At 70.4% G+C, this 13114-nt stretch carries 11 protein-coding genes; 9 read left to right on the plus strand and 2 right to left on the minus strand.

Going from position 1 to position 13114, the window contains the following annotated elements; genetic code table 11:
* Positions 1-70 precede the first annotated feature (70 nt).
* Positions 71-1144, minus strand: coding sequence for a metallophosphoesterase (locus tag ACK6C6_RS12430; protein WP_409268277.1), 1074 nt, complete (start codon positions 1142-1144; stop codon positions 71-73).
* Positions 1145-1490: 346 nt separating this feature from the next.
* Here ACK6C6_RS12430 and ACK6C6_RS12435 point away from each other — a divergent pair, with 346 nt between their 5' ends.
* The 6 genes from ACK6C6_RS12435 to ACK6C6_RS12460 all read left to right on the plus strand — a co-directional run bounded on the left by ACK6C6_RS12435 (position 1491) and on the right by ACK6C6_RS12460 (position 8316).
* A complete protein-coding gene (locus ACK6C6_RS12435; RefSeq protein ID WP_409267570.1) occupies positions 1491-1871 on the plus strand; it encodes a glycine zipper domain-containing protein in 381 nt (126 codons plus the stop codon).
* A 146-nt stretch (positions 1872-2017) separates the two neighbouring features.
* Positions 2018-2977 carry an IS1595 family transposase gene (locus ACK6C6_RS12440; protein WP_409267571.1) on the plus strand — a complete coding sequence of 320 codons (960 nt, stop codon included), beginning with the start codon at positions 2018-2020 and terminating at the stop codon, positions 2975-2977.
* Positions 2978-3048: 71 nt separating this feature from the next.
* Complete coding sequence (locus ACK6C6_RS12445) at positions 3049-4008, plus strand: protein kinase domain-containing protein (RefSeq protein ID WP_409267572.1); 960 nt, start codon at positions 3049-3051, stop codon at positions 4006-4008.
* The gene (locus ACK6C6_RS12450) at positions 4005-6329 is read left to right on the plus strand and encodes an FtsW/RodA/SpoVE family cell cycle protein (protein ID WP_409267573.1); all 2325 of its coding nucleotides are present in this window, start codon (positions 4005-4007) and stop codon (positions 6327-6329) included. The genes ACK6C6_RS12445 and ACK6C6_RS12450 overlap by 4 nt, the downstream gene beginning before the upstream one ends.
* Positions 6299-7852 (plus strand): hypothetical protein, encoded by a 1554-nt coding sequence (locus ACK6C6_RS12455; RefSeq protein ID WP_409267574.1) that lies wholly within the window; start codon positions 6299-6301, stop codon positions 7850-7852. Before ACK6C6_RS12450 ends, ACK6C6_RS12455 begins: the two co-directional genes overlap by 31 nt.
* Before the next feature lie 8 nt (positions 7853-7860).
* Positions 7861-8316: an SH3 domain-containing protein gene (locus ACK6C6_RS12460; RefSeq protein WP_209586885.1), complete on the plus strand. Its 456-nt coding sequence runs from the start codon at positions 7861-7863 to the stop codon at positions 8314-8316.
* On the opposite strand, the gene ACK6C6_RS12465 is transcribed toward ACK6C6_RS12460, so the two are convergent.
* A complete protein-coding gene (locus ACK6C6_RS12465) occupies positions 8302-8751 on the minus strand; it encodes a GNAT family N-acetyltransferase (protein WP_409267575.1) in 450 nt (149 codons plus the stop codon). The genes ACK6C6_RS12460 and ACK6C6_RS12465 overlap by 15 nt on opposite strands.
* 127 nt (positions 8752-8878) lie before the next feature.
* Between ACK6C6_RS12465 and ACK6C6_RS12470 the strand changes: the two genes are divergently transcribed.
* From ACK6C6_RS12470 to ACK6C6_RS12480, 3 genes are all read left to right on the plus strand, one after another.
* Entirely contained in the window at positions 8879-10165 is a 1287-nt protein-coding gene (locus ACK6C6_RS12470; protein ID WP_409267576.1) for an MFS transporter, read from the plus strand.
* Positions 10166-10227: 62 nt separating this feature from the next.
* On the plus strand, positions 10228-11211 hold the full coding sequence (locus ACK6C6_RS12475; RefSeq protein WP_409267577.1) for a PP2C family protein-serine/threonine phosphatase: 984 nt from the start codon (positions 10228-10230) through the stop codon (positions 11209-11211).
* Positions 11212-11324: 113 nt separating this feature from the next.
* Positions 11325-12851 (plus strand): FHA domain-containing protein, encoded by a 1527-nt coding sequence (locus tag ACK6C6_RS12480; protein WP_409267578.1) that lies wholly within the window; start codon positions 11325-11327, stop codon positions 12849-12851.
* Positions 12852-13114: the final 263 nt, after the last annotated feature.

Consider the following 13114-nt stretch of genomic DNA (forward strand, 5'->3'; position numbering starts at 1 on the left):
TCCTTCTTCAGTTCAAGAGAATTCAACGATAGCGCATCCGGATAGTTTTTGGTAAGAAATGTTGACGTCTTTACACCGCCGGAACCAGGCGCACCAGCGTGATTTCGGAGGGGGCGCCGAAGCGCTTCGGCGGTCCCCAGTAACCGGTGCCGCGGCTGATGTACACCCACATGTCGCGCACCCGGTGCAGCCCGGCAACGAAGGGCTGCTGCAGCGGCACGAACAGGTTCCACGGGAAGAACTGGCCGCCGTGGGTATGCCCGGACAGCTGCAGGTGAAAGCCCGCCTCGGCCGCGGCTAGCGCGCTGCGCGGCTGGTGCGCCAGCAGGATGCGCACGTCGGCCTGCTCGCGGGCGCTGCCTGCGGCCGCGCGCGGGTCGCTCTTGTGCCCCGGGTTGAAATGGTGGGCCGTGTAGTCGGGCACGCCGGCGATCATAAGGGTGGCGTCGTCGCGGCGCCGGATCACGTGCTGGTTCAGCAGCACGGTCACGCCCAGCCGGCGCACCTCGGCGATCCACTCCTCCGCCCCGGAATAGTATTCGTGGTTGCCGGTCACGAAGAACACCCCGTCGGGCGCCGCCAGGCGCGCCAGCGGCTGGGTATGCAGGCCCAGGCGGTGCACGCTCCCGTCCACCAGGTCGCCCGTGATGGCGATGGCGTCGGCGCCCAGCTTGTTGACCCGGTTGACGATCGCATTCAGGTAGGCGCGCTTGATGGTCGGGCCGACGTGGATGTCCGAGACCTGGGCGATGGCATAGCCGTGCAGGCTGGGCGGCAGGTTGGCGATCGGCACCTCGACCCGCTTCACCCGGGCCAGCCGGCGCGCGTTGACGAAGCCGAGCGCGGTCACGGCCAGCGCCACCAGCGGCACCGCGGCGGCGCTGCCGCGCACGAATTCCGGATCCAGCTCGCCGAACAGGCGCAGCGCCAGCAGCAGCAGGTCGCGCGCCAGGGTCGTCACCAGTAGCGAAGAAAAGAAGCCCATCGACACCAAGCCCAGCCAGGCAACGAGCTCCGACCAGCGGCGCCGGCGCAGCGAGGCCGACATCAGCCCGACCGGCACCAGCACGGTCAACACGACCAGCAGCAGCACGCCCGCCACGTTGAACGGCAGCCCCAGCGCCAGGTCCGGCAACAGGCGCATGCCGATGTATACCTGCAGCAAGACCAGCAGGGACAGGATGGTGGCGAAAGATCGATTCACAGGGGACCCGGGGCGGTAAACGGTAACAAATGTTAGATGGGGCGGGCCCGTCCCTCTGCAAGTGCCGTTCCGGATGTTACTGCTGGATCAGCGTTTGTAATAATCTGTATTAACGGATGGCAGCATGAGTCCGCAGGTCTATAGTTCGTTCCATGCCTGGCGTTGTTCGATCATCCTGATCACCGCAGGGGCAAAAGGAAAAACCATGTTGAAATCTAAAATTGTTGGTGCGGTGGTCCTGGCCGCGGTTGCCGTCTCCCCAGCGGCAATGGCGGACGACCGTGGTGTGAATACTGCTATCGGCGCCGTGGTCGGCGCAGCTATCGGCCACAGTGCCGGCGGCGGCAGCGGCGCCCTGGTGGGCGGCGTGCTCGGCGCGGCGGTGGGCAACTCGATCTCGACCCACGACGATCGCCGTTATCGCGACAACCGTTACTACGACAACCGCGGTTATGGTTATGGCTACGTCCAGCCGCGCCCGGTGTACGTGCAACCGCGTCCGGTGTACGTGCAGCCGCGTCCGGTCTACGTACAACCGCGCCCGGTGTATGTCCAGCCGCGCCCGGTCTACGTCGAGCGCCGTGACTACGACCGTCGTGAGCGCCGCGACTGGGATCGCCACGATCGCCGCGACTGGGACCGCGGTGACCGCTGGGATCGTCGCTAATCCACCCAAACCGCGCGCTGCGCGGTTTTTTTTCGCCCGTCCCTTTCTTCGCTTTCCCAGGCGCTGTCACCACTACGTGTTGGAGATCTTGAACTGTTGAGCTGAGCCGATGTCAAACCACTGTCCGATCGACAGTGGAGGTGGCAATGCAGGCGGCAAGCTTCAAACCTTGGCTGGCGCGTGTCGCGCAGCTGACGCAGCGCCAGCGCGAACAATTGCTCGCGCTGTTGCGCCCGGCAGTTGGACTGGATCGTGTCTGTGCGACGATCGAGGAGGCCAGGAGTCCATCTTCATGTCCGGTCTGTGAAGGTCGGCGACTGCATCGCCATGGGCACGACCGCGGGGTACAGCGCTATCGTTGCTGCGCTTGCGGCAAGACCTTCAGTGCCTTGACGGGTACGCCGCTTGCCCGGCTGCGCCACCGCGGCAAATGGCTGGACTACCTGGACGGCATGCTCGAGGGCCAGTCGGTGCGCAAGACGGCAGATCGGATCGGCGTGCACCGTAACACCAGCTTCCGCTGGCGTCACCGTTTCCTGCACCTGGCCAAGGAAGACCGTCCTGCAGCGCTGGCCGGCATCGCCGAGGCCGATGAACTGTTCCTGCTCGAATCCCGGAAGGGCTCGCGCACGCTCGACCGGCCGCCACGCAAGCGCGCAGGTGTAGCCAGCCGCCGTGGCATCAACGGTGAACACGTCTGCGTGCTGGTCGCGCGCGACCGTACCGGCGCCACCTTCGATTTCATTACCGGCCGGGGCGCCGTGACCGCGGCCCAGTTGCACCAGCACTTGCTTCCGGTGCTGGACAGGGATGTGCTGCTGGTCACCGATTCCCATCCTGCCTACAAGGCGTTTGCCCGAACTGCCGCCATCTCGCACGAAGCGGTGAACCTGCGGGCTGGCGAACGCGTGCGTGGCGCCGTCCATGTCCAGAACGTGAATGCCTACCACCGGCGCTTCCGCCAGTGGCTTGCCCGCTTCAATGGCGTGGCCTCACGCTATCTGCCCAATTATCTCGGCTGGCAGTGGGCGGTCGACGGACGTCGTATCGGATCGGCGGAGGCGATGCTGCGAATAGCGCTGGGCACGTCCAACATCGAACGGTGACAGCGCCCTTTCCCACTCCCCCCGCTTGAGCACCGTGAGGGCGCACGGCGCCAGTCGCGAAAGGCGGGGGCATGATCCAGCAAGGCACAATCGTTCAACTGGCGCAGGGCCAGTACCGCCTGGCCGAGACGCTCGGCGGCTCGGCCTACGGCGTTGTGTGGCGCGCCGATGCGCCGGGCGGCAGCGTCGCCCTCAAGCTGGTCAACAGTGCGCAGATGGCGCGCGCGCCCGTCGAATTGCGCCACCACTGGATCGACGCAGCCCGCACCGAACAGGCCTTTCTGTCCCGGCTGGCGCCCTGGGATGGACGCCACATCGTGCGCCTGCTCGACAGCGGCAGCGTCGAAGGCCTGCCTGCGATGGCGCTCGAACTGCTGGACGGCGACCTGGCCACCCACCTCAAGCTGCTGCGTGCCACCGGGCGTATGCCCGGCCCCCGGCAGGCGCTCGACTGGCTCGGCCAAGTCAACCAGGCGCTGGCCAAGGTGCACGCGGCCGGTTTCCGCTACCTCGACCTCAAGCCCGGCAACCTGCTGCTCGAGCGCCGCAGCGGAAACCTGAAGCTGGCCGACTTCGGCACCTGCCGCGCCCTGTGCGCGGCGCCCACCCAGGCCTACCTGGGTACCGCCAGCTGGCAGGCGCCGGAACAGTTCTTCCCGCAGGCCGGCGACGGGTACCTGACCGATCCGCGCAGCGACTATTTCGCGCTGGGCGCCCTGCTCTACTGGCTGGTGTGCGGCCGCATGCTGCGCTACGGCGCCGCCTGCGCCCAGGCCTACGCGGCGCATGGGCGCGACGGCGCCGCCATGCTGCGCCGCACGTACGCGGGCATCCCGCCGACCCTGCTGCCGGACGAGGCGGCCGGCTTCGCCCACGCCTTCGGCCCGGCGCGGGCGCAGGCCGATGCCCTCCTGCGCGCCCTGCTCGCGCCCACCGTCAGCGAGCGCCCCGCTCACGCGCTGGAGATCAGCCGGATGCTGCATGCGGTGCGCAGCGCCATGGCGCAGCCGGCCTTGGCGAGGGCGGCATGAGGCCCCGCCTGGCGCTCGCCGCGCTCGCCCTGGCCGGCGTGTGCGCCCTGCAGCTCTTCGCGATGCTGCTGGCGCCGCCGCGCTACCTGCCGCACACGGTGACGCTACGGCTTGCGCCGGGCGAATCGCTCGCGCTTGGCCGCGCCGAACTGGCCGCGCCGCGCGCCGCGAGCCGGCAGTTCTCGGTGCGGCGCGATGCGGGCGGGCGCTGGTGGCTGCGCAATGACGACCCGGCGCAGGCCGCGGTACTGGTGCGCGGCGCAGAACGCCTGCATGGCGGCAGCCTCCCGCTGGCCGCCGGCCAGCGCCTGCAGGCCGGCGCGGCGCTCTTCGAGATCGTCGCGGCGAATGAAGACCGCACCGTCCTGCGAGACGTCCGCCACACCTGGGACTACGACGGCGCCCTCCTGTTGCGCGATGGCGAAGTCCAGCCGGCCTGCCCGGATGCCAGCCTGGCGGCGCGCCTGGCCGGACTGTGGAACCGGGTCGCGCCAGGCTTCCTCGCGCTGAGTCGTCCGCTCGCCTTCGGCGGCAATCTGTTTTGCGGCAACCGGCTCGCCGTGCCCGGCCTGGACAGCGGCAGGCTCACGCTGGCGCGCGACGCCGCGCGCAGGCAGGTACTGAATGTGCACGGTACGCAGCCAATCCTGCTGCAGGACGGGGGACACTGGCTCGACGTCGCCCGGCGCGAGCACCTGCTGGACGGCGTGGAGGCGATCGCGGTCGGCCGCACCCGCTTCGCGCTGTCGGCGCGCGGGGACAGCCTGCGCCTGGAGCCCGCGCGCGAGGTCGAATTGTTCGCCGAACCGAAGACGATCCTGCCGGCCGGCGTCGCATGGAGCTGGGGCGAGCGCTCGCTGTGGTGCTTCGCGCCGCCGTCCGCGCTGGCGTGGTGCGCCGCGCTCGGCGTGTTCCTGCTGGCCGCGGCCGCCGGCCTGCGCAGCGCAAGCCCGGCGCCCACGCCCGCGGGGTGGGCGAAGCTCGCCTTGTCCTGCGCCATTCCCGCCGGTGCGGTGCTGCTGCTGGCGATGCAGCGCCTCGGGGCGGCGCCCGGCGCCGGCTGGGCGCTGCTGCTGGCCTGGGCCGCGCTGTGGCACGCGCTGCTGTGGCCGCGCCGCCTGCCGCTGCTCGGGGCGGTGGCCGTGCTGCTGCTCGGCGCCGGCCTGCTGGTGCAGCTGGAACTGGGACTCGGCGCGCGCGACAGCGCCTGGCTGCGCCACGTGGAAACCAGCTGCGTGCTGCTCGGCGCCGGACTGCCGCTCGGCTTGCTGCTGCTGGACGGCGTGGCGCGCGGTACGCTATCGCGCGTGGCGACCGAATGGCTGCTGTTCGCGCTGGCGCTCGGCGCGCTGGCCGGGCTGGTGCTGCAGGTCGCCTTCGGCAACGAGACCGGCGTGTTCGAGGTGCAGCCGGTCGAATTCGCCAAGCTGGCCCTGGCCGCACTGAGCGCCCATTGCCTGGCGCTGGCAACCGGGGCGGGCAGCGAAGTTCGCGGCTGGCGCGCCTGGCTGCGCATGCTGGCGCCGATCCTGCTGTTCGTGCTGCTGGTGGCGGTGGCGCTGATCCAGGTGGACGACTATTCTCCGCTGATCCTGCTGCTGGTGTGGGGGGCGGTGAGCTTCCTGGCCTGGTGCCTCGCCACCGGCCGCCGGCTGCAAGCAGCGCTCGCGAGCGGCCTGTGCTGCACACTGCTGGGCGCTGCGCTGGCCCTGCAGGCGGTCGGCCCGGGCTTGAGCGGCGGCTTCTATGCCGAACGCTTCCAGGTCTGGGCCGATCCGGCCGCCCACCCGCACACCGGCCAGCAGATGCTGCTCGGCGCCCGCGCCGTCGCCGGCGGCGGCTGGCTCGGTGCGGATGGCCTGCTCGGCCTGGCTTCGCTCGGCCAGGCCGGCGGCGACGCGCTGCGCATCCCGGCGGTCCAGGACGACTTCGCTCCCTCCTTCCTGCTCAACCGCCACGGCCTGCTGGGCGGCCTGCTGCTGTGGGCGCTGCAGGCCGCGCTGCTCGGCTGCCTGCTGCACGCGGCCGCCGCCGCGTGGCAGGGCGCCCTGGGGGCCGGCGACTTTCGCCGCGCCTGGCTCGGGCGCTTCCAGTGCTTCCTGCTGGCCGGCGGCGCGGCCTTCCTGGGCGGGCATTTCCTGCTGTCCTGGGGCACCAACCTGGCGCTGTTTCCCATCATGGGCCAGCCGATGAGCTTTCTCTCGAGCGGCGGCTCGCACCTGCTGTTTTTCATCTGCCCCCTGCTAGCGTTCGGCGTGGCGAGCGTTCAATCTTTCGAGGAGAATCCAACATGCCGGTCTACGTCCAACACGAAGTCCTAGCCAGGGTCGACGATGTCTTCAATGCCGAGGCGCTGTGGCAGGCCCCAGGCCTGGCGCTGTTCTCGCGCCGCCCGCTGCTGCGCGACCTGCTGGAGCGCTCGCCGCGCGAACAGCGCGGGCGCGCCGCCACCCGCTGCTTCTCCCACGTCACGCTGATGCTGCCGCAGGACGAGGTCGACGACGACCGCCACCTGACCCGCGGCGCGCGCGTGCGCGACCTGGCGCAATCGCTGGCGGCCCTGCACCAGAAGGATTTCGGCGACCTGCTCGGGGGCGACGAGGTGCGCTACCACGTGGTCGGCAACGATGCCGTCGCCAGCGGCGAGGTCAAGGTGAAGTTCGGCCACGCGGTCTACCTGCCGTCCCCGGGCGAACAGCTGCTGTACACGGTGACGGCCTCGCGCGACAGCGCCATCTGGCAGCCGGTGTGCGCGGTGTATCCGAACCAGCGCCTGACCGTGGTCGGCCAGGACGAGGCCAATGCCACCTTCGCGGTGCCCGGCTGGCCTTTCGGTGCGGAGGGAGGCATCCTCCTGATTAACGACGGCGCCGACAGCGAGATGGAAGTGCAGGTGCGCCCCAAGGACACGCTCGACTGCCGCTTCGACGCGGCCGGCGGCTACTACGTCATCCGTAGGAAGGCAAATGGCGACGGCGCCGGCCAGCGCCTGCTCCTCAGAATCAGCCGGGCAGGCACGCCGGCACGGGCCAACCCGGTAAAGGCGCCGAGCGCCGTGCCGCCGCGCACGCCCTCGGTCTGGAAGCCGCGCGAGGCCAGCATTGCCGAGAGCGAGATGACCGCGATGCCGCTCGCCGCCCCGCCTGCCGCCGCCCCGCACGCGCTGGAAAACGACGCGACCTACGCCCCGGTCGCGCGCCACCGCATCACGCTGGCCGCGCTGGCGCTTCCGCGCCTGAGCCGCTACCGCGACACCGGCGCCGCCGCGCTCGAGATCGGCCTGGGCAGCAGCCTCGCGCCCTGCGCGCCCGGCAAGGACAGCCTGATCCGCTTCCTAGTGGACGACGCCGACGACGTGCACGCGATCACCGCGGCCGGACGCCAGCGCGTCAAGGTGCCCTCGCAGTTCGCGCCGCTCGATGGCGCCAGCCTGCGGCTGCACGCGGTGGCGCCCGGCATGGCGGACCGCTACGCGGCCCTGCTCGCACTGCCGCAAGGCCCCGAACAGCCGGCGGCGGCCGGCACCCGCCTGGTGTTCGGACGCGGCATGCCGGCGCTGGCCGGGCTGCGGGTGCTCGATGGCCCGGCCTTCCTGCGCCACCTCGATGGCAGCGCGGCCGCCAGCGCCGACCGCCTCGGCCTGTCGCGCAATGCCTTCAGCTGGGAAGCCACCGGCGAAGGCTTGCGCATCGTGCGCCTGTCCGAGACCCAGGCCCTGTTCCACCTCGACGCGGAACTGAAGCTGGTGGGGCCGATCACGCAGGCCACGCAGGAGCAACCCTACCTGCTGCCCTCCGGCCACCACCTGGTCGCCGGCCATTACGTGCTGCGCTTCGACGCTTGAGTCCAGCCATGCCGTCCGCGACCGTCATCGCCGCCTATTGCGCCGGCCTGCTGCTGACGCTGTGCCTGGCCGCCTGGCTGACCCCGCGCGCCTGGTGGCGCCGTGCGAACGCACGCGCCCTGGCGGTGCTGGTGTGCGGCACCGCTCTGCTGGGGGGATTGCTGCATGCGCTCGTCAAGCCGGAGGCGGATCCGCGCGCGGCCACGCTGGCGGCGCTGCCCGTGTCCGAGGCGCCGGTGGCGGGTGCGCAGTACCGCGTGCGCGACCACCTCAACCTGCGCGAGCATACCGGCATCAACGCGCGCCGCCTGGCCGTGGTGCCGGCCGGCGCGCGGGTGACGGCAACCGGCCAGCGCCGGGGCGACTGGTGGCAGGTCAGCGCCGTGGTGGATGGCCGCCGCCACGATGGCTGGGCCAGCAGCCTGTGGCTGCGCCGCGCCGACGAGCATTCAGTGGTCTTCTGAGCCGCCAAGCCGCATCGGGTTGAAGTACAGGCCCTTGGCGCACTGGGTCGGCCCGACGCGCACGAAGCCGAAGGCCTCGTACACCGGCACCGCGAAATTCGAGGAGTTCACCGTGAAGCTGCCGTCGCCGCCCGCCGCGATCGCCGCCTCGCGCGCCGCTTCCCACAGTGCGCGCGCCACGCCGCACCGGTGCCAGCGCTTGCCGACGAACAGGTGGAACAAATGGCTGCGGTCGCGCACCGCGACGAAACCGGCCAATTGGCCGTCGATGAGCGCCACGTGATAGATGTGGCCGCGCGCCAGGAAGCCGCGCACGCCCATCTCGTTGTTCTCGGCAAGGAAGGTCGCTGCGCCCTCGGGCGGCGATTCGTGCACGATGTATTCGCGCGCCAGCTCGCGCAACAACGCCGCCACGGCGGGGATGTCCGTGGACACTAGCGGTCGGATCAACATGGGTTTCGCGGCAAAGGTGTTTTGGGAATGCCACAATATCACAGAAAACACTTTCCGTACGGCAATTTAATTGACCGTAGGTAGCGAAGCCACCTACACTGGCCAGACCATGCCAGACCCGAGCTCCCCGTCTTCTTCCTCCATCGGCGCGAGCCTCGCCCACGGCCTGTCGCCCGCCCCGGCCGGCCGCCGCAAGGTGCCGCTGACCCGGCCGCTGCGCCACCCGCGCTACCGCAATCTCTGGCTCGCCAACATGGTCTCGAACATGGGCACCTGGATCCAGACCTTCGCGTCGGCCTGGCTGGTGGCCTCGATCTCGAGCTCGGCCTCGATCACCTCGCTGGTGCAAACCGCGACCTATGTGCCGGTGTTCGTGTTCGCCCTGCTGGCGGGAGTGGTGGCGGACGCCGTGCACCGGCCCAAGTTCCTGTTCTACTGTAACCTGTACATGGCGCTGTGCGCCGCCATCATGGCGCTCCTGGCGGGCACCGGACTGGTGGCCGCCACGCCAGTGCTGCTGCTGACCTTTTGCATCGGCATCGGCACCGCTTTCATCTGGCCGGCCTGGCAGGCCGCCATGTCCGGCCTGGTCGAGCCGGATGAAGTGGAGGCTGCGGCCACCCTCAACAACCTATCCTACAACCTGTCGGCCATCATCGGCCCGGCCGTGGGCGGCGTTCTGTTCGGCTGGATCGGACCGGGCGCGCTGTTCCTGGCCAATGCCCTGTCCTTCGCCGGCCTGCTCGGCGTGTACTGGAGCTGGTGGCGCGAAGGCGGGCCGCAGCCGCAGGCGGCCGAGGGCTTCCGCGCGCGCTTCGTGTCGGGCGTCCGGACCGCCTTCGGTTGCGCGCGCTACCGCCGCATCCTGCGCAACGTCTGCACCGTGTTCTTCTCGACCATCGCTTTCGCCAGCCTGTTGCCGGTCTACGTGCGCGAGGTGCTGCGCATGCAGTCCAGCACCTACGGCACCCTGATGGGCTGCCTGGGCGGCGGCGCAGTACTGGCCGCCTTCTTCCTGCCGCAGCTGCGTGCCCGGGTCGACAAGACCGGCGTGCTGGCCGGCGCCATGCTGGTCTACGGCGGCATGCTGCTGGCCATGGCCGCGAGCCGCTCGCTGTTGCTGCTGGTGCCCTCGATCCTGTGCGGCGGCATGGCCTGGTCGGCCACGGTATCGACCCTGAACGCCGCGGCCCAGCTGTCCTTCCCGGCCGAGATCCGCGCCCGCACCCTGTCGATCTACCTGTTCGTCATGTCGGGCGGCTACGTGGCGGGCAGCCTGTTCTGGGGCCAGGTGGCCGAACGATGGGGCGTGCGCGCGGCCCTGGGCGCCGCCGGGGCCTGCGTGCTGGCCAATGCGCTGGTCCTCGTCACGGGAAGCAGGAAAAACCCGCTCTAATCGCGGCATGAAAGGAGCTTGTTCAGGTGTAAAGTAGCGGGATTGCCTAGCCGATCCGCCTCATGCCCTCATCCGACATCTTGTCCGCCTTCGATTTTGCGCCGCGCTACGACGTGGCCGTGGCCAGCCGCCGCGGCAGCGGCCCGGTGCAGCGCCCCGAGAACCAGGACAATTTCGTCGTCATCGATGGCGCCGGCCAGGCCCATTACCTGCTCGGCCAGGCGCCGCAACAGGCGCAGGTCGGGGCCTGGCCCGCGGGCCACGGCCGGGTGGCGGTGCTCGATGGGATGGGCGGACACGGCCATGGGCGCGAAGCCGCGGAGGCGGTCGCCGCCGGCCTGCTCACGATTCCGGCCTGCCACACGCCGGCCGAACTGGCGCGCCACCTGGACGCCTTGCACGCCGAACTGCAGCGCCATTTCGCCGTCGACAGCGGCCCCCGCCCCGGCACCACCCTGACGATGCTGGAACTGCCGGCAGCTTCCGCGCCCCTGCTCTACCATGTGGGCGACTCGCGCCTGTACGAGATCGGCCCGGAGCGCGCCGTGCCGCTCACCGTCGACCACGTGCCCGCCACCGCAGCGGCGCTAGCCGGTCGCATCGACGAGGGGTCCTGGCGCCGCCAGGTGCATGGCGCGCACGCGCCGCAGATCGCGCAAGCCTTCATCCTCGGCAATGCCTTCAGCAAACCGTCGCAGCTCTCGAACCCGCTGTTCGAACTGAGCCCGTTGAACCTGCCGTCCTGGCTGTGCGCCCTGCCGGACCGCCGCGTGCTGCGCCTGCGCGAGGACGCCTGCTACCTGCTGGCCACCGACGGCTTCTGGTCCTGCGCCGCGCCCGACCGCTTCGTGGACCGATGGCCGCACCTGCTGGCCGGCGCGCCCGACGCCGCGGCCATGGTCGGCCGCCTGTTCGGCGCGATGGAAAGCGCCCCGCCCGAGGGCCTGCACCCCGACAACCTGACCGCGCTGGTGCTGCGTCCCCTGCCGATGCAGGCCGGCAGCCACGCGGACGAAACCGCCCTGCCGGACGATGCACGGGATTGAAAAATTCCCAACAGAAAATAATGTTGCTAATCAATGAATGCGGCGCGCCGCTGGGCAGTAAAAGGGCGTAAGCTAGCAATGTTGTCGATCACGATCGAGTCCGCCCTCGTCCCATGAACCGCTGCCGCAATCCCGAGCATCCGCACTGCACCGTCTGGGTCATGCCCGGCGAGCAGCTGTGCGCGCACGGGCACGCCCAGCCGGCTTCCGATGGCGCCGCTTCCGGCGGCGGCCTGCCCGCGAGCTTCGAGGCGATCAGCGCGCTGCGCGCCCAGCGCGTCCCTGAGGCGAGCGCAACGCCCCTCAGCGCCGGCCTTGGCCGCCCGCAACTGCACATCAGCGGTTTCGACCCGCGCGCGGCCGGCGGGCGCCAGGCCATCAAGCTGGAACTGCGCGGCATGCCGATGGATTGCGCGGCCGAGCTGCGCATGCTGGTCCGTTCCGGCCTGCGCCTGCGCGAAGGCGAAAGCTATGTCTTCCAGCGCACTTCGCGCGGCGACTGGCGCCCGGTGTTCCTGGAATTCTCCTCGCGCGGCCTGGAGCACGGCCAGTACCGCATCGACATCGAGCTGCACAGCCGCCACCCCTCGCTCCCCGGAGCGGCGCGCACCTGGACCTGCTCGCCGGTGATCCTGGTGCCGCGCATGGATGCCAGCCTGGGCGAGATCCACCAGACCTTCCTGGCCACCCACAAGAACGTGCGCGTGACCGCCGACGACGCCGGCATCGCACGGGTGCAGGCCCCGGGCGGCGGCAGCATCGACATCGACGTCACGGCCCGCGACGGCTCGATCGCCCAGCTGGACATCCGCGATCCGCGCGACGGCGGCGGGAAGGTCGACCTGGGCTGGTCCACCATCGCCTGGGACGAAGACCTGATCGAGATCGACGTTCCGGTGCAGGCGGCCGGCCATCCCTGCCCGGCCGGCACCGCCTGCCTGGTGCACGCGGAACCGGATTCGAGCGCGCAACGCCACCTGCGCCTGTTCGCGCTCGACGAATGCGTGCTCGGGCGTTTCGAAGAGATCGATCCGGAAGCCGACCTGCTCTTGATGCACTACGGCGAACACGGCGAGGAGCGCGGCGGCCTGACGCGCCGCCTGTCCGGCCGCCATGCGCTCATCCGCCAGGGCCGGCATGGCTTCGAGATCGAGGACGTGTCGCGCTACGGCCTGCTGCTCGACGGCGTCTGGCCGGGCAAGCACACGCCGGCGCCGCTGCGGCTCGGCATGCGCATTGCGCTCACCGCCAGCATCCGCGGTGTGGTCGAACTGGAAGTGAGCGCCCTGCTGCCGCACGGCGTGATCCTGCACCGCGTCGACGCGGGCGCGCAGGCGGAAGCCTTCTGCGTCCTCGCTCCCGACACCGATCCGGGCCGGCGCGAGCTCCTGGCGGCGCCGCGCGCCGCCGGCATGCCGCTGCTGTTCCACCGCGACGGTGGCTTCTGGCACCGCGACCAGCTCACGGGCGTGGAGACGCCGCTCACGCCGGGCGCCAGCCTGGAGCGATTGTCCGGCATGGGCCGGCAGCTGCGCTTCACGGCCCGCCCCTATCCTGAGCGAGCCCAGGAAATGCGCGCGCAGACGCTCCGCGCCGGCGAGCGCCGGCGTGCACAGCCCGCTGCCTGGCTCGGCAGCTGAGCCGCGGCTCAAGCGCCGTGCGGGCGCAGGAGCAGGAAGACCAGCGAGGTACCGGCCAGCAGCGCCGCCTGCAGCGCGAAGACGATGACCGGGATCTTCAGATGTTCTGGAATTTTCATGGCGCGTCCTCTCAATGGCGTTCAGAGAAAACCGTACGGGAGCACCAGTTTACGCCCGCCGCAAACGGCGCTGCGCCCTGTAGCCTCGCGACAATCTCCCTCCAGCCTGCAAGCCTGCGCCGCCGCGCGCGGCATCCGGCTACG

Origin of the sequence: Massilia sp. BHUDP2 (assembly GCF_046236355.1) — a bacterium.
In the GTDB taxonomy this organism is placed as follows: Bacteria; Pseudomonadota; Gammaproteobacteria; order Burkholderiales; family Burkholderiaceae_D; genus Telluria; species Telluria varians.